The sequence below is a fragment of the Azospirillum formosense genome, from assembly GCF_040500525.1.
GTDB classification, from domain to species: domain Bacteria; phylum Pseudomonadota; class Alphaproteobacteria; order Azospirillales; family Azospirillaceae; genus Azospirillum; species Azospirillum formosense_A.
On sequence record NZ_CP159405.1, the window covers coordinates 202,359 to 228,790 of the forward strand.

General features: G+C 69.5%; 23 protein-coding genes and 2 tRNA genes. 10 read left to right on the forward strand and 15 right to left on the reverse strand.

All coding sequences use genetic code 11. The features are described 5' to 3' along the window. The first annotated feature begins 90 nt into the window (after positions 1 to 90). Positions 91 to 756 (forward strand): MarC family protein, encoded by a 666-nt coding sequence (locus tag ABVN73_RS25260; RefSeq protein ID WP_353861826.1) that lies wholly within the window; start codon positions 91 to 93, stop codon positions 754 to 756. A 9-nt stretch (positions 757 to 765) separates the two neighbouring features. On the opposite strand, the gene ABVN73_RS25265 is transcribed toward ABVN73_RS25260, so the two are convergent. From ABVN73_RS25265 to ABVN73_RS25275, 3 genes are all read right to left on the reverse strand, one after another. Next, on the reverse strand, positions 766 to 1,824 hold the full coding sequence (locus ABVN73_RS25265) for a Glu/Leu/Phe/Val dehydrogenase dimerization domain-containing protein (RefSeq protein WP_353861827.1): 1,059 nt from the start codon (positions 1,822 to 1,824) through the stop codon (positions 766 to 768). Between the two features lie 387 nt (positions 1,825 to 2,211). After that, on the reverse strand, positions 2,212 to 2,835 hold the full coding sequence (locus ABVN73_RS25270; protein ID WP_353861828.1) for a DUF2076 domain-containing protein: 624 nt from the start codon (positions 2,833 to 2,835) through the stop codon (positions 2,212 to 2,214). A gap of 314 nt (positions 2,836 to 3,149) precedes the next feature. Then, positions 3,150 to 4,244 carry an AI-2E family transporter gene (locus ABVN73_RS25275; RefSeq protein ID WP_353861829.1) on the reverse strand — a complete coding sequence of 365 codons (1,095 nt, stop codon included), beginning with the start codon at positions 4,242 to 4,244 and terminating at the stop codon, positions 3,150 to 3,152. Positions 4,245 to 4,471: 227 nt separating this feature from the next. Here ABVN73_RS25275 and ABVN73_RS25280 point away from each other — a divergent pair, with 227 nt between their 5' ends. Both ABVN73_RS25280 and ABVN73_RS25285 read left to right on the forward strand, forming a co-directional pair. Continuing rightward, complete coding sequence (locus ABVN73_RS25280) at positions 4,472 to 5,149, forward strand: HAD family hydrolase (protein WP_353861830.1); 678 nt, start codon at positions 4,472 to 4,474, stop codon at positions 5,147 to 5,149. Positions 5,150 to 5,175: 26 nt separating this feature from the next. Further along, entirely contained in the window at positions 5,176 to 6,030 is an 855-nt protein-coding gene (locus ABVN73_RS25285; RefSeq protein WP_353861916.1) for a lipid kinase, read from the forward strand. A gap of 90 nt (positions 6,031 to 6,120) precedes the next feature. On the opposite strand, the gene kduD is transcribed toward ABVN73_RS25285, so the two are convergent. The 6 genes from kduD to gap form a co-directional block, all read right to left on the reverse strand. Continuing rightward, positions 6,121 to 6,885: a 2-dehydro-3-deoxy-D-gluconate 5-dehydrogenase KduD gene (gene kduD / locus ABVN73_RS25290; RefSeq protein WP_353861831.1), complete on the reverse strand. Its 765-nt coding sequence runs from the start codon at positions 6,883 to 6,885 to the stop codon at positions 6,121 to 6,123. A 45-nt stretch (positions 6,886 to 6,930) separates the two neighbouring features. Further along, entirely contained in the window at positions 6,931 to 7,767 is an 837-nt protein-coding gene (kduI, locus tag ABVN73_RS25295) for a 5-dehydro-4-deoxy-D-glucuronate isomerase (RefSeq protein ID WP_137117881.1), read from the reverse strand. 56 nt (positions 7,768 to 7,823) lie between these two features. Next, entirely contained in the window at positions 7,824 to 8,576 is a 753-nt protein-coding gene (locus ABVN73_RS25300) for a GntR family transcriptional regulator (RefSeq protein WP_353861832.1), read from the reverse strand. A 137-nt stretch (positions 8,577 to 8,713) separates the two neighbouring features. Beyond that, positions 8,714 to 9,736: a 2-keto-3-deoxygluconate transporter gene (gene kdgT / locus ABVN73_RS25305; RefSeq protein WP_353861833.1), complete on the reverse strand. Its 1,023-nt coding sequence runs from the start codon at positions 9,734 to 9,736 to the stop codon at positions 8,714 to 8,716. Between the two features lie 195 nt (positions 9,737 to 9,931). Next, entirely contained in the window at positions 9,932 to 10,303 is a 372-nt protein-coding gene (locus ABVN73_RS25310; protein WP_353861834.1) for a hypothetical protein, read from the reverse strand. Positions 10,304 to 10,504: 201 nt separating this feature from the next. After that, positions 10,505 to 11,527 carry a type I glyceraldehyde-3-phosphate dehydrogenase gene (gene gap / locus ABVN73_RS25315; protein ID WP_353861835.1) on the reverse strand — a complete coding sequence of 341 codons (1,023 nt, stop codon included), beginning with the start codon at positions 11,525 to 11,527 and terminating at the stop codon, positions 10,505 to 10,507. Positions 11,528 to 11,840: 313 nt separating this feature from the next. On the opposite strand from gap, the gene ABVN73_RS25320 reads away from it, so the two are divergent. From ABVN73_RS25320 to ABVN73_RS25335, 4 genes are all read left to right on the forward strand, one after another. Further along, positions 11,841 to 14,174, forward strand: coding sequence for a mechanosensitive ion channel domain-containing protein (locus ABVN73_RS25320; protein WP_353861836.1), 2,334 nt, complete (start codon positions 11,841 to 11,843; stop codon positions 14,172 to 14,174). Positions 14,175 to 14,311: 137 nt separating this feature from the next. Then, positions 14,312 to 14,398 (forward strand) — tRNA-Leu (locus tag ABVN73_RS25325). A gap of 30 nt (positions 14,399 to 14,428) precedes the next feature. Continuing rightward, a tRNA-Ala gene (locus ABVN73_RS25330) sits at positions 14,429 to 14,504 on the forward strand. A 300-nt stretch (positions 14,505 to 14,804) separates the two neighbouring features. Continuing rightward, a complete protein-coding gene (locus ABVN73_RS25335) occupies positions 14,805 to 15,971 on the forward strand; it encodes a PQQ-dependent sugar dehydrogenase (RefSeq protein WP_353861837.1) in 1,167 nt (388 codons plus the stop codon). 8 nt (positions 15,972 to 15,979) lie between these two features. On the opposite strand, the gene ABVN73_RS25340 is transcribed toward ABVN73_RS25335, so the two are convergent. Continuing rightward, positions 15,980 to 16,210, reverse strand: coding sequence for a hypothetical protein (locus ABVN73_RS25340; protein WP_353861838.1), 231 nt, complete (start codon positions 16,208 to 16,210; stop codon positions 15,980 to 15,982). 161 nt (positions 16,211 to 16,371) lie between these two features. Between ABVN73_RS25340 and ABVN73_RS25345 the strand changes: the two genes are divergently transcribed. Beyond that, positions 16,372 to 17,199: an RNA methyltransferase gene (locus ABVN73_RS25345; protein WP_353861839.1), complete on the forward strand. Its 828-nt coding sequence runs from the start codon at positions 16,372 to 16,374 to the stop codon at positions 17,197 to 17,199. Here ABVN73_RS25345 and ABVN73_RS25350 read toward each other — a convergent pair. After that, on the reverse strand, positions 17,185 to 18,120 hold the full coding sequence (locus tag ABVN73_RS25350; RefSeq protein ID WP_353861840.1) for a LysR substrate-binding domain-containing protein: 936 nt from the start codon (positions 18,118 to 18,120) through the stop codon (positions 17,185 to 17,187). The two genes, ABVN73_RS25345 and ABVN73_RS25350, sit on opposite strands and share 15 nt — an antisense overlap. 130 nt (positions 18,121 to 18,250) lie before the next feature. Between ABVN73_RS25350 and ABVN73_RS25355 the strand changes: the two genes are divergently transcribed. Further along, entirely contained in the window at positions 18,251 to 19,720 is a 1,470-nt protein-coding gene (locus ABVN73_RS25355) for a catalase (protein WP_353861841.1), read from the forward strand. A 70-nt stretch (positions 19,721 to 19,790) separates the two neighbouring features. Here ABVN73_RS25355 and ABVN73_RS25360 read toward each other — a convergent pair whose 3' ends face one another. Beyond that, the gene (locus tag ABVN73_RS25360; RefSeq protein ID WP_353861842.1) at positions 19,791 to 20,204 is read right to left on the reverse strand and encodes a helix-turn-helix domain-containing protein; all 414 of its coding nucleotides are present in this window, start codon (positions 20,202 to 20,204) and stop codon (positions 19,791 to 19,793) included. A gap of 117 nt (positions 20,205 to 20,321) precedes the next feature. Here ABVN73_RS25360 and ABVN73_RS25365 point away from each other — a divergent pair, with 117 nt between their 5' ends. Next, positions 20,322 to 21,170: an SDR family oxidoreductase gene (locus tag ABVN73_RS25365; RefSeq protein WP_353861843.1), complete on the forward strand. Its 849-nt coding sequence runs from the start codon at positions 20,322 to 20,324 to the stop codon at positions 21,168 to 21,170. An 81-nt stretch (positions 21,171 to 21,251) separates the two neighbouring features. Here ABVN73_RS25365 and ABVN73_RS25370 read toward each other — a convergent pair whose 3' ends face one another. From ABVN73_RS25370 to ABVN73_RS25380, 3 genes are read right to left on the reverse strand one after another with little or no spacing between them, the layout of a single operon-like run. Continuing rightward, entirely contained in the window at positions 21,252 to 24,329 is a 3,078-nt protein-coding gene (locus tag ABVN73_RS25370) for a MexW/MexI family multidrug efflux RND transporter permease subunit (protein ID WP_353861844.1), read from the reverse strand. Between the two features lie 10 nt (positions 24,330 to 24,339). Further along, a complete protein-coding gene (locus ABVN73_RS25375; protein ID WP_353861845.1) occupies positions 24,340 to 25,536 on the reverse strand; it encodes an efflux RND transporter periplasmic adaptor subunit in 1,197 nt (398 codons plus the stop codon). Further along, positions 25,526 to 26,242: a helix-turn-helix domain-containing protein gene (locus ABVN73_RS25380; RefSeq protein ID WP_353861846.1), complete on the reverse strand. Its 717-nt coding sequence runs from the start codon at positions 26,240 to 26,242 to the stop codon at positions 25,526 to 25,528. Before ABVN73_RS25380 ends, ABVN73_RS25375 begins: the two co-directional genes overlap by 11 nt. Positions 26,243 to 26,432 lie beyond the last annotated feature (190 nt).

Genomic DNA, 26,432 nt, shown 5'->3' on the forward strand with positions numbered 1-26,432 from the left:
CGCAAATCATGGCGCCTTGCCAAGGACCGGATCGCCCTGTACCACGGCGTTTCGCCCCGCCAACCGCCAAGGCACAGGTCGGCCCATCCCATGTTCGACAGCTTCCTTCTCGCCTTCACGGCGCTGTTCTCCATCGTCAATCCCATCGCCATGGCGTTGATCTTCAGCCAGGTGACGGCGGAGCGCAGCCCGAGGGAGCGGGTGCAGCTCGCCACGCTGGTCGCCGTCTATTCGGCCATCGTGATGCTGACCGCCCTGTGGGCGGGGTCCTATGTGCTGAACTTCTTCGGCATTTCGCTGGCGGCGCTGCGGATCGCCGGCGGCTTCGTCGTGGCCGAGCGCGCCTGGGCGTTGCTGAGCGCTCCGGAGGCGCACGAGGCCCGCAAGCAGGAGCAGGCCGCCCCGGCGGAGGAGGTGGGGGACTCCCATGTCGGGGAGTCGGCCTTCTTCCCCCTGACCATCCCCTTCACCACCGGTCCCGGGACCATCTCCGTCGCCATCGCGCTCGGCGCCACCCGCCCGGCGGATGCCGCCGGCCTCACGCCCTTCTTCATCGGCGTGTCGGCGGCGGCGCTGGCCATCGCGCTGCTGATCTGGCTGTCCTACCGCTCCGCCGACCGGCTGGTGGCGCTGCTCGGCCAAACCCGCGCCCGCGTGCTGACCCGGCTGTTCGCCTTCCTGCTGTTCTGCGTCGGCGTCCAGATCCTGCTGACCGGCCTCCTGGACGCCTTTCCCGTGCTGGCCTCGGGGCGCTGACCGGCCCGGTCAGCGCGCCCGCCCCACACGCTGCCGGGCCATGCGGTCGGCGACGGCGGCGGTCGGCTTGCGCTCCATGTCGGCGCGGGCGAAGATTTCCGCCAGCGTGTCGGCGATCCGCTCGATGTGGGTCATCACGCGGCCGTGGTCGTAGCCGGCGCGCTCGTGATAGACGTCGATCACCCCGCCGGCGTTGATGACGTAGTCGGGGGCGTAGAGGATGCCGCGGTCGGCCAGCGCCTGCCCGTGCCGGGCCTCGGCGAGCTGGTTGTTGGCCGCCCCGGCGATCACCGGGCAGGTCAGCCGCGGGATCGTCCCGTCGTTCAGGACGGCGCCCAGCGCGCAGGGGGCGAAGACGTCCACCTCCAGATCGAAGATGGCGTCGGCGGACACCGGCGTGGCGCCGACGCGGTCGGCCACGCGGCGGGCCTGCGCCTCGTCGATGTCGGCGACCCACAGCCGCGCCCCGGCCTCGGCCAGATAGTGGGCGAGATGCCCGCCGACGCTGCCCACGCCCTGGATGGCGACGGTCAGCCCCTCCAGGTCGGTGCGGTGCAGGCGGTGGCGCACCGCCGCCTGAAGCCCGACGAAGACGCCGTAGGCGGTGGAGGGCGAGGGGTCGCCGCTGCGCGTGCCGCCGCTCGCGGTCGCCTTCTCGACCACGCCGGAGACGTGGGCGGTCTCCAGCGCCATGGTCTTGATGTCGGGAACCCCGGTGCCGGAATCCTCGGCGACGATGTAGCGTCCGCCCAGCCGTTCGACATGGCGCCCCATGGCGCGCAGCAGCGCCTCGCTCTTGTCGGTGCGCGGGTTGCCGATGATAACCGACTTGCCACCGCCCAGCGGCAGGCCGGCGAGGGCCGACTTGTAGGTCATGCCGCGCGACAGGCGCAGCGCGTCGCGCAGGGCCTCCTCGTCGCTGGCATAGGGCCACATGCGGCAGCCGCCCAGCGCCGGGCCGAGCGCGGTGTCGTGGACGGCGACGATGGCGCGCAGGCCGGACGCGGCGTCGGCGCAGAAGATCACCTGCTCGTGGTCGTCGAACTCGGGATGGTCGAACAGCGGCACGGTTTCCTCCAAAATCTTTTTCTTTTTGAAAGGCGGAAATCACCGTGACGCAAAGCCCGGGCGTTGCGCGCGGAAGAGTTCCGCGCGCCGTGCGATGGTACGGCGTGTCCGCTTTTCCTTGTCCTGTGCTTCACCCCTGCATGATCGGGCGGGTGGGCGACGGGACGTTCTCTTGAAGGAAACTAGATGCGCGTGAAATTGCTGGCAAGGCGGACGGTTGGCCGGCCTGCAAAAAGCAAGGAGATGAGCGCCGGAGCGGTGCGGCGTCGGAAAAGTGTCGCGGACGGGACCGCGAACGATAATTTCCGGTCCGCTCTCAGGAGAGGGGGAAGGCCGGGGACCGGCCGGGCGAGGGGGAGGAGGCCGCCCGCCCGGTCCCCGCGGGGATCAGAACTCCTCGTCCCCGCCGAAGCCGCCCCACGAATCCTCTTCGCTGGGGATCTCCTCGGCCACCTGATCGACGGCGCCCTGGGCCTCCTGGGCGATGGCCTCGCCGCCGCCGGAGAAGGCGCTGGACAGCGCGCTGCCGATCAGCATGCCGCCGGCCACGCCCATGGCGGTCTGCATGGCGCCGGCCATGAAGCCGCCGCCGGCGCGCTGCGGCTGCTGGGCGTAGGCCGCCACGCGCGGATCGCCGTAGGCCGGGGCGGCGCCGGGCGCCTGACCCCAGGGCGAGCCGCCGGGGCGCTGCTGCGGGGCCGGGGCGGGCTTGGCGGCGCCGCCACCGAACAGGCCGCCGAAGATTCCGCCGCCGCCGGCCGCCGCGGCCGGGCGCTCCTGAAGCTGGCGCTCCAGCTCCTGGTTCTGGTTCTGCGAGGCGGCCAGCGCCTGCTCCAGCATGACGATGGCCTGCGCCATCAGGTAGGGCGCGCCCGGCTGGCGGGCGATGGTGTCGCGGATGTGGGCTTCGGCCTGCGGGTCGCGCGGGCCGGACTGGGCCTCGGCCTGACGCAGCTTGGCGAAGAGGTCGTCAATGATCTGGCGTTCGGTCTGGTCCATGGCGGTGCTCATGCTCTCGGTGGTTTGAGGGATGGTCCGGGCGTGCCCCGGCGCGTCGTCCGTCGGGCGGGCGGCGGCGTCCGGAGGGGGCCGGGAGGAGGTGGGGAGTGTGGGAGAGGTCTGGGGATCGCGGGTCCATGGGAGCATTCAGTCCCTCCAAGTGCGGTCACGCCCGTCGGCGCAAGAGCAGGTGAAGAGATCCGACATCGCGACCACGTCTAAGTCGCCAGAGGGGCCCGGATCACAGGTCCCGGAGACGTGGGGAGGGCCGGGAACCCTGTCAAGAGAGGGGGGCGCCAGAAAAATTACGGGAAAACAGCGCTGCGTTACTCGGGCCGGGTGCGCGCCTCGAAGCGGCGGCGGTCGCTCTTGTCGCTGAGCACGAAGGCGAAGGGGCGCAGCGCGTCGATGTGGCTGAGCGTGATGGCGATCAGGACGGTCATCGGCACCGCCAGGACGGTTCCGGCGGCCCCCCACAGCCAGCTCCACAGCAGCAGCGAGCTGACGATCACCAGGGGCGAGATGGCGAGCTGCTTCCCCTCCAGCCGCGGTCCGATGAAATTGCCCATCACCTGCTCGATCACCAGCAGCCCGCCGGCGACCATCAGGGCGGTGGACGAGCCGCTCTGGGCCAGCGCCATCAGCACGGGCAGCGCCCCCGCCGTCACCGAGCCGATCACCGGGATGTAGTTCAGCAGGAAGGCCAGGAAGCCCCACAGGAACAGGAAGTCGATCCCGAACAGCGACAGCCAGCCGATGTAGAGGGCCCCGGTGATCAGGCCCAGTGTCGTGCTGACCAGCAGGAAGCGGCGGAACTGCTGGGCGATGGCGGTGACCGCGGTGACGGTGGTGGCGCAGCGCTCCGGCCCCAGCGTCTTGACGATCTTCTCCCGCCAGACCGGCGCCTCGACCAGCATCAGCAGGGCGAGGAACAGCACGATGACCACCGTCGAGACGGCCTCCCGCGCTGCTGTGAGCACCGACGCGACGAGGCCGGACAGCGCCTCCGCCCCGCCGCCTCCGGCGTCGGAGCCGCCACCCGGATCGCCGAGGAATTGCTCGCGCAGCCCGTCGATCCAACCGCTGGCCTGCCCCCAGAGCCGTTGCAACTCCTCGGCGTGGCGCGGCACCTCGCCGGCCACGCGCTGGCCGACGAACCACAGTCCCCCGGCGAAGACGGCCAGAACCAGCAGCACCGTCAGCATGGCGGCGAGCGGGCCGAGCAGGGCCAGCCGCGGCGGCACCCGGTCGCGCACCCAGCGCCCGACCGGCGCCACGGCGACCGCCACGAAGAAGGCCCCGGCCAGCGGGATGAGGACGGGTGACGCGGCGCTCACGACCCACAGGACGGCGACGGCGGCCAGCAGGCCGAGCAGCCAGAGGCCGAGGGTCATCCGGTCGATGGACCAGCCGCGCTCCATGTCCGCGTCCTCCCGCTGTGCCAAGACCGTCCGCTCCCCGCCGTTGCGCCGCGCTGCCTGAGGGGCAGCATGAGCTTGACGCGAAACCGGCCGTGAAGTTCCGCAACGCCCCGGTTCCGGCGGGAGCGCAGAATTGCCACCGGGGGGACGTTGCGGCGCAGCGGGGCTGCCACCAACTCACTGAGGCCGGCTCCGCCGGAGGGGGCTCAGCCTTGGGGGCACACGCCATGGACCGCATCAACACGGCTTTCCTGTTCGACCTCGACGGCACGCTGATCGACAGCGTGTACCAGCATGTGCTGGCCTGGCAGGAGGCGCTGGACCACGAGGGGATCGAGCTGTCGGTCTGGCGCATCCACCGCAAGATCGGCATGAGCGGCGGCCTGTTCGCCAACATGCTGCTGCGCGAGACCGGCCTCGCCATCAGCCCGGAGCTTCTGGAGCGGCTGCGCCGCCGCCACGCCGAGGCGTTCCGCGGGCTGGCCGGGCGCGTCCGCCCGCTGCCCGGCGCGCAGGAGCTGCTTTCCCACCTGACGGCGGCGGGCATCCCCTGGGCCATCGCCACCAGCGGGCGGATCGAGACGGCGCGCTCCGGGCTGGAGGCTCTGGGCGTCGATCCGGACGTGGTGCCGGTGGTGACGCGCGATCAGGTGAAGTACGCCAAGCCCGACCCCGACCTGTTCCTGGCCGCGGCGGAGCGGCTCGGCGTCGCCATCGAGACGGCCATCGTGGTCGGCGACAGCGTGTGGGACATCCTGGCCGCGCGGCGCGCCCGCGCGCTGAGCATCGGGCTGCTGTCCGGCGGCTACGGGCAGGACGAGCTGGAGCGGGCCGGCGCCTTCCGCGTCTATGAGGACCCGGCCAGCCTGCTGGAGCATCTGGACGAGGTGGGGGGGCGACGCTGAGCGCCCGCCAGCGCCGCGCGCTGCTGATCGTCAACGGGAAGGCCCGCCAGGGGCAGCGCGCGCTCGACGACATCCGGGAGGAGGCCGCGGCGGCGGGCGTCGCCCTGATCCGCGCCGCGTGCCGCGAGCGCGAGGACATCGCGGAGGCGATCCGCGCCCATGCCGGCTCCGTGGACATGGTGATCATCGGCGGCGGCGACGGCACGCTGAACGCCGCGGCCCCGGCGCTGGCCGACACCGGCCTGCCGCTCGCCATCCTGCCGATGGGCACGGCGAACGATCTGGCGCGCACGCTGGGCATTCCGCTGGACCTGCGGGCGGCGGCGCGGCTGGCCGTCAGCGGCCCGGTGCGCCGGATCGACCTCGGCGAGGTCAACGGCGTGGCCTTCTTCAACGTCGCCAGCATCGGCCTCAGCGTCGAGCTGGCCCGCGCGCTGACGCGCGAGATGAAGCGGCGCTGGGGCGTGTTCGGCTACGCCGTGGCGGCCTTCCGCGTGGCGCGGCGCATGGCGCCCTTCCGCGCCGAGATCCGCATCAACGGGACGCGGCACCGCGTGAAGTCGGTGCAGATCGGCGTCGGCAACGGGCGCCATTACGGCGGCGGCATGACCGTGCAGGAGAACGCCGCCCCCGACGACGGGCAGCTGGACGTCTACAGCATCGACCTGCGCGGCTGGTGGGAGTGGCCCCTGCTGTACCCGGATTTCCGCCGCGGGCGGCATGGGCACTGGAAGAACGTCCACGCCTGGTACGGGCAGGAGGTGGAGATCACCACCCGCCACCGCCGCCCGGTCAACACCGACGGCGACATCACCACCCACACCCCGGCGCGCTTCCGCGTGCGGCCGGGCGCCGTCGCGGTGATCGCACCGCCGCGGTGAAGAAAGGGAGGCTCCTCCCGGATGGCCGCAAAAAAAGCCGGGCGCCCCTGCGGACGCCCGGCCATCGTCACCGAACCGGCAACCCCCGCCTCAGCGGGCGAGCCAGCCGCCGTCCACCGGCAGGATCGTGCCGTGGACATAGTCCGACGCGTCGGAGGCCAGGAACACCGCCGGGCCGCCCATGTCGGCGGGGACGCTCCAGCGGCCCGCCGGGATGCGGCCGAGGATCTCGGCGCTGCGCTGCTCGTCGGCGCGGATCGCCGCCGTGTTGTTGGTGGCGACGTAGCCCGGCGCGATGGCGTTCACGTTGATGCCCTTGCCCGCCCATTCGTTGGCGAGCAGGCGGGTGATGCCGGCCACGCCGCTCTTGGAGGCGGTGTAGGAGGGCACCCGGATGCCGCCCTGGAAGGACAGCATGGACGCGATGTTGATGATCTTGCCCTTCCGCCCGTTGCCCAGCGCGTAGCGCCCGAAGGCCTGGCAGAGGAAGAAGACCGTCTTGATGTTGATGTTCATCACGAGGTCCCAGTCGGCCTCGGTGAAGTCCACGGCGTCGGCGCGGCGAATCATGCCGGCGTTGTTGACCAGGATGTCGAGCCCGCCGAGCGTGCCCACCGCCTCCTCCACCAGACCCTGCACCGGGGCGATGCTGGTCAGGTCGGCGGTCATGGCGTGGAAGCGGCGGCCGGTGGCCTCCACGAGAGCCTTGGTCTCGTCGAGGGGGATGACGTCGACGGCGGCGATGTCGGCGCCGGCCTGGGCCAGCGCCAGGGCGATGCCCTGGCCGATGCCGGTGTGGGCGCCGGTCACCAGGGCGACCTTGCCGGTGAGATCGAAGGGATGTGCCTGAGCCATTGTCCTGCTCCTTATTCTTGGGCTCTTATTCTTGGCGTGCGGGGATCAGCGCAGGTCTTCCATGGGGATGAAGTCCATGTCGGTGAAGTCCTGGTTGTCGCCGGCCATGGCCCAGATGAAGGTGTAGTTGCGGGTGCCGACGCCGGAGTGGATCGACCAGCTCGGCGAGATCACCGCCTGCTCGTTGGCGACGACGATGTGGCGCGTCTCGGTGGGCTCGCCCATGAAGTGGAAGACGCGGGCCGGCTCCGGCAGGTCGAAGTAGAAATAGACCTCGCAGCGCCGGTCGTGCGTGTGGCACGGCATGGTGTTCCACATGTTGTTCGGCTTCAGCACGGTCATGCCGAGCACGAGCTGCGCGGTGCGGCAGACGTCCGGGTGGATCATCTGGTAGATGGTGCGCTCGTTCGACTGGGCCGGGTCGCCCATGTGCACGGCCTTGGCCTGCGCGATGGAGATCTTCATCGTCTCGAAGCGGGCGTGGGCCGGGGCGCTGTTCAGGTAGAACTTCGCCGGGTTGGCCGGGTCCAGGCTCTCGAAACGGACGTCCAGGCTGCCCATGGTGATGTAGAGGCAGTCGCGCGGGGCCAGCTCGAACACCGCGCCGTCCACCGTGATGCGGCCCGGACCGCCGACGTTGACGGCGCCCAGCTCGCGCCGGTCGAGGAAGTTGGCCGAGCCGATGGCCTTGGCCGATTCCAGCTTCAGCGGGCCGGACACCGGCATGGCGCCGCCGACCACGAAGCGGTCGATGTGGCTGTAGGTCAGGACGATGTCGTCCGCCTCGAAGATGGACGGGACGAGGAAATGGTCGCGCAGCTTGGTGGTGTCGTAGTTGCGGACGTCATCCTGGTGGGACGCGTGGCGGACGGTGATCTTCATGGCGGTATCCTCGTTTGTGTTTTTCGGGGCCGGTGGGCGGCCAATTCAGGGCCAAATCAGGGACCAGTGAAGAAGAACGGGTTCGCCCCCTGGGCCTGGGGAATGGAGGTCAGCAGGCCGTCGAGGTGGACGGCCATGCGGTCGGCGGCCAGGGCCGGGTCGGCGTCGGCGATGGCGTCCACGATCGCCGCATGCTCGGCCAGTACGTTGGTCAGGCGCCCCGGCTCGGGCAGGGTCAGGCGGCGGTAGCGATCCACCTGCACCTTCACCTGCTGCGCCATGCTCCACAGGCCGGGATAGCCGGCGATCTCGGCGATCAGGGCGTGGAAGCGCTCGTCGGCCTCGTGGAAGGCGTCGAGGTCGCCGTCCTCCACCGTCTCCTGCTGGAACAGCAGGTTGGCGCGCAGGCCGGCGATCTGGCTGCCGGTGGCGCGCTGCGCCGCGTAGCGGACGGCGGTGCCCTCCAGCGAGGTGCGGATGACGATGGCCTCCGGCAGGGCGTTCACCGGGATGCGGGCGACGAAGGTGCCGACCTGCGGGAAAATCTCGATCAGCCCCTCGTCGGCCAGCCGTTGCAACGCCTCGCGCACCGGGGTGCGGCTGACGCCGAAGGCTTCGGCGATGTGCTTCTCGACGATGGGCTCTCCCGGATTGCGGCGCATCTCCACGATCTCGGCGCGCAGCGACCGGTGGATCGCCGCCATGGTGGAGGCGCCGCGCGCCGGCCCGCGGGAGGGCTTCACCGCGCTCCGCTGGGCGGCGGGACGGTCGTTGCTGGCGTCGGGCGTCGGGGTGGTCGGCATGTCCATGGCTGCACCTGTGTCGCCGGCTCGGCCGGTCCTAAGGGGGCATATTAGTATATCAGTGCTGTGGCGCAAGCCGGAAATCGCGGGGTCCGCAATCTCCGGCTTTCGTCCGGGGTGGGACGGCACCCCGCCGGTCGCCGCTACTCGGCGGGGGCGGGCTGGGCCGGCAGGGCCTGGGCTTCGGCGTTCTTTTGGGCGGCCAGATAGCGCGGCGAGAGGACGCCGAACCGGCGGGCCCACCAGGCGGTCAGGATCGGGGTGAGCAGCGAGGTGACTACGACGCTGGTGGCGACCAGGGCGGTGGCGGCCGGGGCGCTCGGGGCGAAGCTCGGCTCGATGGAGGCGATGATCGGCGGGACCGTCACGGCCGCACCGGCGGTGGAGGCGGCGCCGATGCCGGCGGTTCCGTTGCCCTTGGCGAGCAGGATGTCGGCGAGGACCAGCGTAAAGCCGGTGATGGCGATGACCGAGAGGCCGAGGACGATGCCAAGCAGGCCGGTGTTCAGGATGACCGCGAAGTTCAGGTTGTTGCCGAGCGCGAAGGCGAAGAAGGGCACCATCACCGGCACGGCCTGTCCGAAGAATTTGCGGAACTCCTGGTCCAGGTTGCCGAGCGCGAAGCCGATCAGGAAGGGCAGCAGGGCGCCGACCATGGTCTGCCAGGGGAAGGCGGCCAGACCGGCCAGACCCAGCGTCGCCATCGTCATGAAGGGGCCGGATTCCAGGCACATCAGGCAGAAGGCGCCGGATTCCTCCTTGGTGCCGTACTGCTGCATCAAAGCCATGTACATGCCGCCGTTGGTGTCGTTCATGGCGGCGATGATCGCCAGCACCGACAGGCCGGTGAAGAAGCCCGAGCTGACGCCTTCGTGCGGGATGAACCAGGAGGCGACGATGCCCATGGTGGCGGCGGTGAGGATCTTCACGGAGACGAGCACGCCGCTCTTGCGCAGGACCAGCGGGGTGGCCTTCAGGCTGATGCTGGCGCCGATGCAGAAGAACCAGACGGAGAGGATCGGCAGGGTGCCGGTGATCAGGCCGTTGGTGAAGGACCCGAAGAACTTGCCGGTGTTCGGCGCGAAGGTGTTCAGGCAGGCGCCGAGGAACAGGGGCAGGATCATCATGCCGCCGGGAATGCGGTCGATCCGGGATTTGATGTTCATAGTCGGTACTCCTGGGGCGGTCCGACTGGGCCGTCGATGGAAAGTCCGGGGTGGTGGCTGCCGGTTGCGGCGAAGGAAGGGGAAGCGTTCCGCGCATTCCCAGCGGGGGCGGCGCCGGTCCGGTGGCCGTCTGGCCTGTCCGTGGAGCGCGCCGTCGACGTGGTGGATACTAGTATATCAGCGCTGCGAGGCAAGTCAGGAGAACTGCGTACCCCGTCGGATGACACTCTGTCGCACGTCCTGCGGCGGTGGTTCGGCGGTGCCGCTCCCGTGCGCCGGGAAACCTGGCTCCGTGTTGGAAAGTGCAAGCGTGGCAACGGCTTGCAGCGCTTCATGGACGCGGTGATAGGCGGCTTCGATGCGCTGGACGGACTGTTCGTTACCGTCCAGCCGGGCGGCTTCCCGGAACAGGGCGAGGGCGGTGCGGCCGAACGCTTCGAAGCGCGCGTGCAGGCCGTGGTCGTCCAGGGCGAAGACCGGCGTGGTCAGGAAGGCCCGCCGCAGGGCGTCGGCGTCGCACTCCAGGGCGGCGATGCGCACGGTCGGCGGGTCGGAGGTCCGGGGCATGCCGCGGCTCCTTCAGAGGGAGTTTTCAAAAGGCGGGTTTTGAAAACTGGTGTTTTAGTTTTTGGGGGTTGGGAGGCGTATTGCCCCCATCCCGGCCCTCCCCCGCTATCGCAGGGGAGGGAGAATTTCTGCGAAGCGGCGGCAGTCCCCTCCCCTGCGTTAGCGGGGGAGGGTTAGGGAGGGGGCAAGGCGGCTTCGCCCTTACTTGGCGTTGGCCATGGCGACGGCGGTGTCGCTCATGCGGTTGGAGAAGCCCCACTCGTTGTCGTACCAGGTCATGATGCGGACGAAGGTGCCGTCGATGACCTTGGTCTCGTTCAGCGCGAAGATCGAGCTGTGCGGGTCGTGGTTGAAGTCGGTGGAGACGAGGTCCTCGGTGTAGGCGCCCAGGATGCCCTTGAGCGGGCCGTTGGCGGCCTCGGAGATCGCCTTGGTGATCTCCTCCACCGAGGTGGCGCGCTTGGCGGTGAACTTGAAGTCGACCACCGAGACGTTCGGGGTGGGCACGCGCATGGCGGTGCCGTCCAGCTTGCCCTTCAGCTCGGGCAGCACCTTGCCCACCGCCTTGGCCGCCCCGGTCGAGGTCGGGATCATGTTCAGCGCCGCGGCGCGGGCGCGGTGCAGGTCCTTGTGGTTGGTGTCGACGATGCGCTGATCCCCCGTGTAGGAGTGGATCGTCGTCATGAAGCCCTTCTCGATGCCGATCAGGTTGTTCAGCACGAAGGCCACCGGGGCCAGGCAGTTCGTCGTGCACGAGGCGTTCGACACGATGCGGTGCTTGGCCTTGAGCTGGTCGTGGTTGACGCCGTAGACCACCGTGATGTCCTCGTCGGTGGCCGGAGCGGAGATCAGCACCTTCTCCGCACCCGCTTCCAGATGCTTGGTGGCGTCGGCGCGCTTGGTGAAGATGCCCGAGCATTCCATGGCGATCTGGATGCCCAGATCCTTCCACGGCAGCTTGGCCGGGTCACGCTCCTGCACGACCTTGATCGAGTGGCCGTTGACGATCAGCTCGCCGCCTCCGCCTTCGTTGGTGCGGGTCTCGATGGTGCCGGGGAAACGGCCATGGACGCTGTCGTACTTCAGCAGGTGGGCGTTGGCCTTGAGGTCGGCCAGGTCGTTGATCGCCACGACCTCCACGTCGTTGCGGCCGCTCTCGTAGATGGCCCGCAGAACCAGACGGCCGATACGGCCAAAACCGTTGATCGCTACCTTCACGGACATGCTGTTCTCCGCTGGTGTTCGCGGCCCCGGATGGGATCGGGGGCGGCGCCGGCCAGGGCCGGTGGGAAAGGGGGGCGCCGGATCGGGCGGCCCGCCGCGCCAGGGCGCGGGCGCTTCCGGGCTTCGTTGAGATATATACTAGTATATTAGATTGATGCGCAAGAGCGGAGGGCGGTGTGGCCGGTTCTCCGGACAAAATGTCGCGCTTGCTGCGTTGCAAGACAAACCGTGCCCGGCGCTGTTGGCCTGGGTTGGACCCGTGAACCGGACCGCTCCAAAGGTCTTTCCCGACAACCGGAACCGCCAGAGGACGATGACTTCCGACGACCGTGCCCCACGGCTTTCCGCCGCCCGCTTCCGCGCCCTGCGCGGCCTTCTCGCCCTTCTTTTCCTGCTGACCGCCGCGCTTGGCGCGATCGTGACCCCGGCCTCGGCGCAGATCCCGACGCCCACCCCGCCGGCCCAGGCCGAAACGGCCCCCAACCCGGAGGAGATCGCCCGCCTGCGCCAGACGCTGGAGGACCCGGACCGCCGGGCCGCCCTGCTCGGACAACTCCGCGCCCTGGAGCAGGCCGAGGCCGCCGCCGCGCCGGCGGAGCCGGAGGGGATCGGCACCCGCCTGCTCACCCTGCTGTCGAACCGGCTCGACGGGCTGGGGCAGGAGGCCGCGCTGGCCGGCGACGCCCTGCTCAACGCGCCGCAGGGTCTGCACTGGCTGGAGCGGCAGGTGTCCGACCCGGCGCAGCGCGCCGCCTGGGGCTGGCTGGTCGCCGAACTGGTGCTGGTGGTGGTGGTCGGGCAGGGCGCCCGGCTGATCGCCATCCGCACGCTGCGGCGTCCGCGCGCCATGCTGGCGGCCCGGCCCATCCATTCCACGCTCGCCAAGGTGCCGCTGCTGCTGGTGCGGTCGCTGTTTGACCTGGCGCCCATCGTCGCCTTCGCCGCCGCCGGATTCGGCGTGCTGGCGCTGTTCGACCCGCCACCGGTGGTGCGGGTCCTGGGCGTCACCTTCCTCAACGCCAGCATCTTCGTGCAGATCGTGCTTCTGGTGGTCCGGGCGCTGCTGGCTCCGGCCTCGCCCAACCTGCGGCTGGTCCCGATGAGCGACGGCTCGGCCCTGCGGCTGCTGCGCTGGTGCCGGACCATCGCCATCACCACGCTCTACGGCATGTTCCTGGCCGAGGCGGCGCGGCGGCTCGGCCTGCCGGCGCAGAGCTACAGCGCGCTGGTGACCCTGGTTGGCCTGCTGGTCGCCGTCATGCTGGCGGTGCTGGTGCTGCAAAGCCGGGAGGCGGTGGCCGCACGCCTGCGCGGCGGCATCGCGGCGGCGCAGCCGCTGTCCGACGTGGTGTCGCCGGTTCCGCCCGGACGGCGGGCCGCCGGGGCGGGGCGGATGCTGCGCGCCGCCGGCCGCCGCGTGGCCGACGTCTGGCACGCCGTCGCCATCCTCTACATCATCGTCCTGTTCGGCATCTGGGCACTGGAGATCAGCGGCGGGCTCCTGTTCGTGGTCCAGGCGACGGCCGTGACCCTGGTGGTCGCCGGGGTCGCGCGGCTGATCGGGCGGGGAATCACCCGCGCCGCCGCGGCGATCCTGGAGCGCATGGACCGCCGGCGGGGACATTCCGCCTGGGCGGCGGGGCGGTTGCGCCGCTACATCGGCCCCGTCGCGCGGCTGCTGCACGCCGCGGTGGCCGTGCTGGGCGGGCTGGTCGTCCTGAACGCCTGGGGACTGGACGTCTGGGGCTGGCTGCAGACGGCCATCGGCCTGCGCATCGTGGCGTCGGGCCTGTCGCTCCTGCTGGTGGGCGCCATCGCGCTCGGGGTGTGGGAGGTGACGAACGGTCTGATCGAGCGCCATCTGGCGACGACGGACCGCAACGGGCGGGCCGTCCAGCGCAGCGCGCGGGTGCGCACGCTGCTGCCGCTGCTGCGCAGCGCGCTGCTGGTGGTGCTGCTGACGCTGGTCACGCTGATCACCCTGTCGGAGCTGGGACTGAACATCGGGCCGCTGCTGGCCGGCGCCGGCGTGGTCGGCCTTGCCGTCGGCTTCGGCGCGCAGACCCTGGTCAAGGACGTCATCACCGGCCTGTTCATCCTGTTCGAAGACACCATCTCGGTCGGCGACGTCGTCAATGTCGGCGGCAAGGGCGGCCTGGTGGAGGGGATGAACATCCGCACCATCCGCCTGCGCGACTTCGACGGGACGGTGCACACCATTCCCTTCAGCGCGGTCACCAGCGTGTCGAACATGACGAAGGACTTCAGCTACTACGTGTTCGACGTGGCGATTCCCTATCACGAGAACGCGGACCGCGTGGTCTCGGTGCTGCACGGCATCGGCGACGAGTTGCGCAAGGACCCGCGTTTCGCGCCGCTGATCCTGGAACCGCTGGAGGTGCTGGGCGTCGATTCCTTCCAGGAATCCGCGGCGGTGATCAAGGCGCGGATCAAGACGCTGCCCATCCAGCAATGGAACGTCGGCCGGGAGTTCAACGGGCGCATGAAAGCGCGCTTCATCGAGTTGGGAATCGACTTCCCGCTGCCGCAGCGCACGCTGCACATCGCCCGCGGCGCCGCCGAGGCGCTGGCCGGGATGGGGGCCGCCGATGCCGGCCGGATGCGCCACGCCGGGGCGGCGGAGTAGGGATGCGGCGCTCCCTCCTGCGGTCTTGCAAAAAAGTGACGGGGCCATGTCGATTTCGCTTGAGCCCCGTCGGCGGCACGGCTATATCAGCGCTCCCGCGTCACCCCAAGAGACGCGGGATGCGAAGAGCAGACGATGCGCTTGTGGCGGAATTGGTAGACGCGCTAGGTTCAGGTCCTAGTGGCTGAAAGGCCGTGGGGGTTCGAGTCCCTCCAAGCGCACCAACACTTCTTGTGTTGGTCTGAGATTATAGTGGGGCCATAGCTCAGCTGGGAGAGCGCTACAATGGCATTGTAGAGGTCAGGAGTTCGATCCTCCTTGGCTCCACCATCATAAAGCCAGCAACCCCGACGGGTTGCTGGCTTTTCCCATTTCCGGCCCTCCTTTTGTCGGGCCAACGCCGCCGAAGCTTCAAGGAACGCTCCGCCTTCCGTCACCGGGTTCGAGGATGGCTGCGCTCCCGACGGGCCCGGTCCTGGACCGCTGGCGTTTCCGGACGTCGGATCATGGTCCGGCGGGGCAGGGGATCGAAGGATCGGGGGAATGAGGGTGACATGGGGCGGGGCGTCTTGTTCGTGGCGGTGGCGCCCCCACCTACCCATCGACAGCGACGATGCGGGAGGACGAGGAATGCGCATGGGCCGAACCGCCGCCCTGATGACCGCCACCACCCTTGCGGCTTGCCTGAGCGTCACCGACGCGAGCGCCGTGGACAAGGTGTTTAAAACCGAAAAGGCCATGGTGTCGGTGAAGACCGTCGCCAGCGGCCTCAGCCACCCCTGGGGCTTGGCCTTCCTGCCCGACGGGCGGATGCTGGTGACCGAGAAGGACGGGCGGTTGCGCATCGTGGCGTCGGATGGGAGCGTCTCCCCTCCGGTGAAGGGCGTGCCGAAGGTCGACGACCGTGGGCAGGGCGGCCTGCTCGATGTGGCGCTGGACCCGGACTTCGCGCAGAACCGCCTCGTCTATCTCAGCTTCTCCGAGCCCGGGACGGAGGACGGCACCAACTCCACCGCGGTGGCGCGCGGCGCGCTGAACGCCGACGGCACCGCCCTGACCGACGTCCGGGTGATCTTCTCGCAGAAGCCCAAGGTGGAAAGCCGGATGCATTACGGCTCCCGGCTGGTCTTCGACCGCCAGGGCCATCTGTATGTGACTCTGGGCGAACGCTCGCTGGAGCAGTTCCGGACGCAGGCGCAGGACCTCGACTCGCATCTGGGCAAGGTGGTGCGGATCAACCGCGACGGCTCCGTGCCCGCCGACAATCCCTTCGTGAACCGGTCCGGCGCGCTGCCGGAGATCTGGTCCTACGGCCACCGCAACATCCAGGGCGCCGCCCTGAACCCGCAGACCGGGGCGCTGTGGATCAACGAGCACGGTCCGCGCGGCGGCGACGAGGTCAATGTGCCGGAGCCGGGGAAGAATTACGGCTGGCCGGTGGTGTCCTACGGCGTGAACTACAACGGAACGCCGATCGGAACGGGCAAGTCGAGCGCGCCCGGCATGGAGGAGCCGGTCTACCAGTGGACTCCGGTCATCGGCTCCTCCGGCATGACCTTCTACACGGCGGACACGGTGCCGGGCTGGAAGGGCAGCCTGTTCAACGGCGGGCTGGCCACCAAGGAGGTCGTCCGGCTCGAACTCGACGGCAACAAGGTCAAGCACGAGGAGCGCATGTTCCGCGACCTGGGCAAGCGCATCCGGCAGGTCAGCCAGGGGCCGGACGGGGCGCTGTACCTGCTGACCGACGAGAACCGGGGCGAGATCCTGCGGGTGAGCCCGGCGGGCAAGCCGTAGGCGCCGCTTCAGAGGCCGCTGCGGCGCCGGTGGGGCTTCCTCAGGCGCTCGGCGGCCATCAGTTCGCTGCGGCTGACGCCGATGTCCCTCAGGAGATGCTCGTCGAAGCGGCCGGGGGCGCCCATGGCCCGGTTCCGGGTCCGGCGCTCCCTCAGTGTGCGGCAGATGCCCAGCAGGGCGGCGGCGAGCGATTTCGGCAGGGTCGCGCCGAAGGCGCGGACGACGGACAGGGTCGGCATGGGCGATTCCTCCGTTCGGGCGGGGACTGCCGCCCCGCGTTGCCGGTCCTGTCTATCGGGCTTTGGCCGGTGGGGAAGTGGCGCCCTTCACAACGGCATCACGCTTTCCGGACTTCCGGCCAAGCGCCGGGGACGCTACACAGGCGCCCATGCCATCCATCATGCCCCCTGCCGTCATCCCCATCGATGACCCGGACGACCCGCGGATCGCCGCCTACCGCGACGTGAAGGAGCGTGACCTCGTGGGGCAGGAGGGGCGGTTCATCGCCGAGGGGGCGGTGGTGCTGCGGACGCTGTTGACCGCCTCGCGCCACGAGACCCTGTCGTTGCTGATCGCCGAGAAACGGATCGCCGGGCTGGCGCCGGTGCTCGACTCGCTGCCGGCGGGAGTGCCGGTCTACAGCGCCCGCCAGGAGGTGCTGGACGCCATCGCCGGCTTCCCGCTGCACCGCGGCATCCTCGGGCTGGGGCGGGCGGCGGCGATGCCGGAACCGGACGCGCTGCTCGCTGCGCTGGGGCCGCGGGCCACCGTTCTGCTGCTCTGCGGGATCGGCAACCACGACAATGTGGGCGGCATCTTCCGCAACGCGGCGGCTTTCGGGGTGGACGCGGTGCTGCTCGATTCCGGCTGCTGCGACCCGCTCTACCGCAAGGCGATCCGCGTGTCGGTCGGCGCGGCGCTGCGGGTGCCCTTCGTCCGAATTCCAGCGGGAACCGACCCGGTCGCCCTGCTGGAGCGGCACGGCTTCGCCGCCATCTCGCTGAGCCCGGCGGGGGCGGTGACCCTGGCCGGCCTGCGCCGTCCGGAGCGGGCGGCTCTGCTCCTGGGGTCGGAGGGGCCGGGGCTGCCGGCCTCCGTCCTGGCGCGGACGCGGACCGTGCGCATTCCCATGGCGCCGGATTTCGATTCCCTGAACGTCGCGACGACCAGCGGGATCGTCCTGCACCACCTCGCCTTCATGGCGGACCCGGACTCAGGCGTCGGCTGAGCCCTCGATCCGGCGCAGGCCGGGCGGGGTGGCGTCTCGCAGGCTGCGGGCGAGCGCGCGGAAGCCGGCGGCGCGCGGGTCGCTGGCCCGCCAGACCAGACCGATGACCCGGCCCGGCGGATCGCCCTGGAAGGCGCGGTAGGCGACCAACCCGCCCACCGTCGCCGCCTCCCCATCCCCCGTGGCGAGCCGCGGCATCAGCGTGTAGCCGGTGCCGCTGGCGACCATGTGGCGCAGCGTCTCCAGCCCGGTGGCGTGGCGCATGCCGCGGGTGGTGGCGCCGCAGGCGGCCAGGGCCTGATCGCGAAGGCAGTGCCCTTCCTCCAGCAGCACCAGCTCGCCGGGGTCGAGGTCGGCCAGGGCGATGGAGGGCAGGCTTTCCAGCCGGTGGCCGGAGGGGTGGGCGAGCACGAAGGGTTCGAAGAACAGAGCGTCGCAGGTCAGCCCGTCGCCGTCGACGGGCAGGGCGAGCAGGACCGCGTCGAGCCGCCCCTCCCGCAACTCCTCCAGAAGCCCGTCGGTGCGCCCCTCCGACAGGACGAGCTGGACGTCGGGCAGGTGCCGGCGCATCGCCGGCAGGACATGGGGGAACAGGTACGGCCCCAGCGTCTGGATCGCCGCGATGGAGAGCGGACCGTGCAAGGCTCCTTCCGTTCCACGGGCGAGCGCCAGCAGGCGGCGTGCCTCCTCAAGAACGACGCGGGCCTGCCGGATCACCACCTCCCCCTGCGGGGTGGGCAGCACGCGGCGGCTCGTCCGCTCGAACAAGGGGATGCCGAGAAGGTCCTCGAGCTTGCGGATCTGCGCGCTCAGCGACGGCTGGCTGACCGAGCAGCGTTCCGCCGCCTTGCCGAAATGCCGCTGCTCGGCCACCGCCACCACATATTCCAGATCGCGAAGGGACAGGCCGGCGAGATTCATAGGTTCAGGCTATCGAAGCATTTGTAACGATGTCTTGGATATATCAACGACGCGGCGGGATAACCAGGGGGCAAGACGGACACCCTGATCGATGAGAACGGGGGCCGATAAGAAACGCAAGGAGCGAGCCATGAGCACCCTGACCACCGCGGCCGGCATCCCCGTCGCCGACAACCAGAATTCGCTGACCGCCGGCCCGCGCGGTCCGGTGCTGATGCAGGACTTCCACCTGATCGAGAAGCTCGCCCACTTCAACCGTGAGCGCATTCCGGAGCGGGTGGTCCACGCCAAGGGGGCGGGCGCCTACGGCGTCTTCCGGGTGACCCGCGACGTGACTCCCTACACCGCGGCCAGGTTCCTGTCGGCGGTGGGCAAGGAGACGGAGGTGTTCCTGCGCTTCTCCACCGTCGGCGGCGAGAAGGGCTCCGCCGACGCCGAACGCGACCCGCGCGGCTTCGCCGTCAAGTTCTACACCGAGGACGGCAATTACGATCTGGTCGGCAACAACACGCCGGTTTTCTTCATCCGCGACCCGCTGAAATTCCCGGACTTCATCCACACCCAGAAGCGCAACCCGGCGACCAACCTGAAGGACCCGACCGCGGTCTGGGACTTCTTCTCGCTGTCGCCGGAGACGATGCACCAGTTGACGATCCTGTTCAGCGACCGCGGCACGCCGCGCGGCTACCGCCACATGGACGGATTCTCCAGCCACACCTTCTCGTGGATCAACGCGGCGGGCGAGCGCTTCTGGGTCAAGTACCACTTCAAAACCCGCCAGGGCATCCAGAACTTCACGGCGGATCAGGCCGTGCGCATGGCTGGCGTCGATCCCGACCACGCCACCCGCGACCTGTTCGCCGCCATCCGCGACGGCGATTTTCCGGCCTGGACCGTCTCGGTGCAGATCATGCCGGAGGTCGAGGCTGACGCCTGCCGCATCAACCCGTTCGACCTGACCAAGGTGTGGCCGCACGCCGATTACCCGTTGGTCGAGGTCGGCGAACTGGTGCTGAACCGCAACCCGGAGAATTTCTTCGCCGAGGTCGAGCAGGCCGCCTTCAGCCCGGCCAACGTGGTGCCCGGCATCGGTTTCAGCCCGGACAAGATGCTGCAGGGCCGGCTGTTCGCCTACGCCGACGCGCACCGCTACCGGCTGGGCGCGAACCATCAGGCGCTGCCCGTCAACCGCCCGCACGCCGCGGAGGTCCGCCATTACCAGCGCGACGGGGCCATGCGCTTCGACGGCAACGGCGGCGGCAGCCCGAACTACGAGCCGAACAGCTTCGGCGGGCCGGTGCAGAACCGCGCAGTGGCCGAGCCGCCGCTGCGTATCTCCGGCGACGCCGCCCGCTACGACCACCGCGAGGGCAACGACGACTACGCCCAGGCCGGCGCGCTGTTCCGCCTGATCGGGGCGGAGGCCCAGGAGCGGCTGATGGACAACATCGCGAACTCGCTGGGGCAGGCGCCGGGCTTCATCCAACGGCGTCAGGTGAGCCACTTCTTCGCGGCGGACCCGGCCTATGGCGCGGGCATCGCGAAGCGGCTGGGGCTGACGGCGGCCGCGCCGACCGAAGAGGCGGCCGTGGCCGGCTGAGGCCGACTCCCCAACACTCGGCACCGCCGGACGCACCCCCGCGCGTCCGGCGGCTTTGTTCCGGGACGGGTCAGTCGGCGGCGGCGTTCTGCCGCTCCGCCCAGCCCTCGGCGATCCGTGGCAGGTTGAATTCGATCCAGTCGGCGAGGAGGCGCACCTTCTCAGCGGCCTCCCGCCCCAGCGGCGTCAGGCTGTAGTCGACATGGGGCGGCACCACGTCGTGGGCGGTGCGCTTGACCAGACCGTCGCCCTCCAGCCATTGCAGCGTCTGGGCCAGCATCCGTTCGCTGACCCCGCCGATGGTGCGGCGGAGTTCGCTGAAGCGCAGCGTTCCGCTTTCCAGGGCGATCAGAACCAGCACGCCCCAGCGGCTGGTGACGTGTTTCAGCACCTCCCGCGATGGGCAGGCCGCGGCCATCAGGTCGCCGCGCTGCATCCGCTCCGACAGCGGCAGCGGAACATAATCGTCGTCCGGATCCGGCATGGCCATCCTTCTCCCGCCAGGAATTTTCACACTTACATTTATGTACGTACTTACGAAAAGTAAGCAAGTGATTTAGGTAGGTGGGCATCACCCAACCGCAAACGGGAGACCCACCCCATGACCATCGCCGTCACCGGTGCCACCGGCCAGCTCGGCCGCCTCGTCATCGCCCGCCTGAAGGAGACGGTTCCGGCCTCCGGCATCGTCGCCCTGGCGCGCTCCCCCGCCAAGGCCGCCGACCTGGGGGTCGAGGTCCGTGAGGCCGACTACGGCGACCCCAACGCGCTCGCCCGCGCGCTGGCCGGCGTCGACACCCTGCTGCTGATCTCGTCGAACGAGATCGGGCAGCGGGCGGCGCAGCACCGCAACGTCGTCAGCGCCGCGAAGGCGGCGGGCGTCGGCCGGATCGTCTACACCAGCCTGCTCCACGCCGACCGCTCGCCGCTGAGCCTCGCCGGGGAGCACCGGGAGACGGAGGTGGAGATCCAGGCGTCGGGCATCCCCTTCACGATTCTGCGCAACGGCTGGTACACGGAGAACCACACCGGCTCGGTCGGCGCGGCGCTGGCCGGGGGCGCCTTCATCGGCAGCGCCGGCGACGGGCGGATTTCCTCGGCCACGCGCGCCGACTACGCCGACGCGGCGGTGGTGGTTCTGACCGGCACCGGGCACGAGGGCAGGATCTACGAGCTGGCCGGCGACGAGGCGGTGACGCTGGCCGAGCTGGCCGCGGAAATCTCCCGCCAGTCCGGCAAGGACATCCCCTACCGGAACCTGCCGGAGGCGGACTACGCCGCCATTCTCGCCGGCTTCGGCCTTCCCGAAGCCTTCGCGAAGGGCATCGCCTCCTGGGACGCCGATGCGTCGAAGGGCGCGCTATTCGACGACGGGCGCCAGCTGTCGGCGCTGATCGGCCGTCCGACCACACCGCTGTCCGCCGCCGTGGCCGCGGCCCTGCCCCGGTAAGGGCGGGCCGGCAAAGAAAAAACCCCCCTCGCCCATGCAGAGCGAGGGGGGCTTTTTTGACAGGCTACGGTCGGACGGCGGTTACTGCGAGGCCGCCGCGATCTCCCGCGCGCGGCGGGAGACCGACGCCGCGTAGTGGTCCTTGGCCAGCACGGTGTAGACCGCCGGCAGGACGAACAGCGTGAACAGCGTGCCGATCAGCATGCCCGACACGATCACCAGACCGATGGAGAAGCGGCTGGCCGCCCCGGCGCCGGCGGCGGTCAGCAGCGGCAGGAGGCCCACCACCATCGCCGCCGTGGTCATCAGGATCGGGCGCAGGCGGACGCGGGCCGCGTGCTCGATGGCGGTGCGGCGGTCCACCCGCTCGTTGATCTGCATCTCACGGGCGAACTCCACCATCAGGATGCCGTGCTTGCTGATCAGGCCGATCAGCGTCACCAAGCCCACCTGCGTGTAGATGTTCATGGTGGACAGGCCGAAGAACAGCGGAAGCAGCGCCCCGCAGATCGACATCGGCACCGAGATCAGGATCACCAGCGGGTCACGCAGCGATTCGAACTGCGCCGCCAGCACCAGATAGATGACCACCAGCGCGAAGACGAAGGTGACCATGAGCTGGTTGCCCTCGGTCACGTACTGGCGCGATTCCGACAGGTAGGAGTGGCCGAAGCCGGCGGGCAGGACCTCGCGGGCCTGCCGCTCCAGGAACTCCACGGCCTGGCCCATCGTCACGCCCGGCATCGGCACCGCGGAGAAGGTCGCGGAGGGAAGCTGGTTGTACTTGGTCAGGGCGTTCGGCTCCGTCGCCATCTCGATGGAGACGACGGTGGACAGCGGGATCTGCGCGCCGTTGCCCGCCGTGACGTAGTAGCGGGTCAGCGTCTCCGGCGTCAGGCGCTTGTCGCGCGGCACCTGCGGGATGACCTCGTAGGAGCGGCCGTTCAGGTTGAAGCGGTTGACGTAGTTGCCGCCGACCAGCACCGCCAGCGTGTCGCCGATCGACTGCATGGACAGGCCGAGGTCCGCCGCCTTCGACCGGTCGACGTGCAGCCGGACGACCGGGCTGTTGAACTGCAGGTCGCTGTCGGTGACGATGAACATGCCGCTTTCCATGGCGGCGGTCTTGATGCGCTCCATGGCGTTGAAGATGGTCTGGTAGTCGCCAGGGCTGTTGATGACCATCTGCACCGGCAGGCCGCCGGTGGAGCCGGGCAGGGCCGGCGGCGACACCAGGAACACCTGCGTGCCGGACACCTTGCCGAGATCGGCCTGGACCAGCGGCTGCAGTTCCTTGGCGCTGCGGGTGCGCTCGTCCCACGGCTTCAGGATCATGCCGGCGAAGCCCTGGGTCAGGGTCGGCATGCCGTTCAGCACGAAGCGGGTGTCGGTCTCCGGATAGTGGGTGAACACCTCGTCCATCTGGCGGCCATAGGCGTCCATGTAGTCGAGGTTGGCGTATTGCGGTCCCTTGGTGATGCCGAACAGGATGCCCTGGTCCTCCTCCGGCGCCAGCTCCGACATGGTGTTGGCGAAGAGGAAGCCGACGCTCAGCAGGACGCCGAAGCCGAACAGCAGGGTCGCCGCCCGGTAGTCCAGCGCGCCGGTCAGCCGCCGCCCGTACCAGCCCGACAGCTTGTCGAAGGTCCGGTCGACGAAGCGCGCGAAGCGGCCCTCGTTCATGTCGCGGGTCAGCAGGAGCGAGCACATCATCGGCGACAGCGTCAGCGCCACCACGCCGGAGATGATCACCGCCCCCGCCAGCGTGAAGGCGAACTCGCGGAACAGCGCGCCGGTCAGGCCGCCGAGGAAGCCGATGGGGGCGTAGACCGCGGCCAGCGTGATGGTCATCGAGATGATCGGCCCGATGATCTCCCGCGCGCCGACCAGCGCGGATTCGACGGGCGACTTTCCCTCCTCCAGGTGGCGGTGGACGTTCTCCACCACCACGATGGCGTCGTCCACCACGAGGCCGATGGCCAGCACCATGGCGAGCAGCGTCAGCAGGTTCAGGCTGAAGCCCATCGCCAGCATGATCGTCGCCGCACCCACGATGGACAGCGGGATGGTCACGATGGGGATCAGCACCGACCGGAAGGAGCCCAGGAACAGGAAGATCACCACGATGACGATGCCGACCGCCTCCAGCAGCGTCTTCTGCACCTCGTCGATGGAGGCCTGGATGAAGCGGGTGGAGTCGTAGACGATCTCCATCTTCAGCGACGGCGGCAGGTTGCGCTCAAGCTCCGGCACCAGCTTGCGGATGTCCTCCACGATGGTCAGCGGGTTGCCGGTCGGCGTGGAGTTGACGCCGATGAAGATGGCCTGCTGGCCGTTCATCGACACGCTGGCGTTGGAGCTTTGCGCGCCCAGTTCGATCTCGGCGATGTCCTTCATGCGGACCAGCGCGCCGTCCTTGGACTTCACCACCATCTGACGGAACTGCTCGACGTCGGTCAGGCCGGTGTTGGTGGTGATGTTGGAGACGACGAAGACGCCCTTCGCCTGTCCGGGGGCGGACTGGTAGTTGTTGGCCTGGATCGCCGCCCGCACGTCGGCGGCGGCGATGTTGCGCGCGGCCATCCGGTCGGGATCGAGCCAGACGCGCATGGCGAAGGTCTGGCCGCCCAGGATCTGCGCCTCGGCGACGCCGGACACGGTGGACAGCAGCGGCTGCACGACGCGCGTCAGATAGTCGGAGATGGCCGCCCCGGACAGCTCCGGGCTGGCGAAGCCCATGTAGAGGATGGAGGTCGTCTCGCCCGTGGACTTCAGGATCACGGGGTCGTTGGCCTCGCGCGGAAGCTGGTATTTGACCTGCTGCACCTTCGACATCACGTCGGTCATCGCGACGTTGGGGTTGAAGTTCAGCCGGATGTAGGCGGTGACGAGGCTCACCCCCTGGGTGGAGGAGGAGGTGATGTAGTCGATGCCTTCCGCCGTCGCCACCGCCTGCTCGATGGGCGTCGTGATGAAGCCCTGCATCAGGTCGGGAGAGGCGCCGGGGTAGGAGGTGGTGATGGTGATGACGGTGTTCTGCAGCTCCGGATACTGCCGGATCGGCAGGTCCGTCAGCGAGCGGACGCCGACCAGCAGGATCAGCAGGCTGACCACCAGCGCCAGGACCGGCCGCCGGATGAAGATGTCGGTGAATGACATGGCCGGGTCCTCAGTTGCGCGGGACGGTCTGCGGCGGCACCAGCGCGCTCGCTTCCGTCGGCACCACGGCGGCGCCGTTGTTCAGCTTGAGCTGGCCGGAGGACACCACCCGGTCGCCGGGCTTCACCCCGTCGAGGATCTCCACCTTGCCGTCGAAGCGGTCACCGGTCTTGACCGGCACGCGCTTGGCGACATGGCCGTCCTTGCCCTCGGCGTCCTTCTGGGCGGCGACGACGAAGACGCTGTCGCCGTAGACGGTGTAGTCCACCGCGGTCTCCGGAATGACGATGCGGTTGGCGGCCGGCGGCTGGACGACGCGGATGTTGGCGAACATGCCGGGCAGCAGCTTGCGCTCCGGGTTCTGCAGCGTCGCCCGCACCTTGATGGCGCGGGTGTCCGGGCTGACCTGCGGCTCGATGGTCGAGATCACCGCGTCGAAGGTGGCGCCGGGCGCGGCGTCGGCGGAGACCAGGACCGGCTGGCCGACGCGGATCTGGCTCAGCGCCTGCTCGGGCAGGGTGAAGTCGACGAACAGGTTGGTGAGGTCGGTCAGCGTGACGACGGGGCCGCCGGCGCTGACATACTCGCCGACATTCACCTGCCGGATGCCCAGTTCGCCGTCGAAGGGCGCGCGGATCAGCTTCTGGGCGATCAGCGCCTCGGTCTTCTTGATGTTGGCGTTGGCCTCGTCGAGCTGGGCCTGGTTCTGGTCCACGGTGACCTGCGGGCCGGCCTGGTTGCGCAGCAGGTTGCGGGCGCGCTGCAGGTTGTTCTCGGCCAGCTTCGCCTGGGCGCGGTAGGCCAGCAGGTCGGCCTGGTCCGGAGCGTCGTTGAGCTGCACCAGCGGCGCGCCGGCCTTCACGCTGGCGCCCGATTCGAAGAAGATCTGGGTCACGCGCCCGACCACCTCCGGCGCCACGGTGACCTGCCGGCTGGCGGTCAGGGTGCCGATGGCGGTGGTGTATTTGGGAACGGACTGCGCCGTCGCCTCGGCGACCGAGACGGGGGTCGGCGGCGGCTTGTTGCCGGCGAAGAAGTCGGCGATGGCCTTGTTCCGGAAGTTGTTGAAGGCGTACAGGCCGCCGAACAGCACGGCCAGGATGATGGCCATGATGATGATGCGGAACGCCAGCCGCCCGCGGGTGACCGGACGGCGTGCGGTGGTCCGCTCCGGCGCGTGAGCGGAATGTTCGATGTCACTCGTCACGATCAGCCTCTCTCGAACAGGTCGGTTCTGGTTCTGTTGATTGGGTGCAATGCAATGATGGCGTGTAAAGGGCGACCGCCTCCTCCCGCAGGCCGAGGCCGCGCAGGATGAAGGCGACCGCGTCGCGGATGGTGCGCCGCGGCTCGGTCAGGGACGGGACGAGCGGCGTCGGCGGGAGGTGAATGGTCGCCAGGGTCGAGCCCAGCATTTCCGCCAGCCAGAAGGCGTTTTCCGTCACCGGGGCCGAGGGGACGAGGTCCCCGGCGTCGCTGGCGGCGCGCAGCGAGGCCACGAAGGGCGGCGCGATGTGCTCCGACATCCAGCGGCGCACCATGTGGGCGAACTCCCCATCCTCCAGCAGGCTCATGAAATAGAGCCGGTAGCGGGGGAGCATGGTGTCGCGGTCGCTGGGCAGTTCGCTGACGTAGCAGCTCACCATCGCCTGGACATAGGCGGCGAGCGTCTCCGTGCTGGGCGGCATCGCCAGCAGCTTCGCCAGATCCTCGTCCCCGTCCACGCAGGAGCGGAAGATCGCCTCGTACAGGGCGGCCTTGCTGGGGAAGTGTTTGAAGATCAGCGCTTCCGACACGCCGGCGGCCTGTGCGATCTCCTTCGTGGTGGTGGCGGCGAAACCCTTGCGCGCAAACAGCGGAAGGGCCGCGTCGATGATCGCCGCGCGCCGGGCCGAGTTGTCCAGCCGTCCCATGATTAACCTTATGGCATAAGTGAGTACTAACTCACTTTGTTCGGGCTGGAGATACCACGGCGCGTCCGGGCTGTCCAGGGCGGTCATCGGAGCGGTGACCGGGGCGCGAATGAGCGCTTGACCTTCCTGCCGCTGGAAGGTGGACACTGTGCGGTGTGGTTCGATGCAGGAACGGGAAACGGCGATGGCG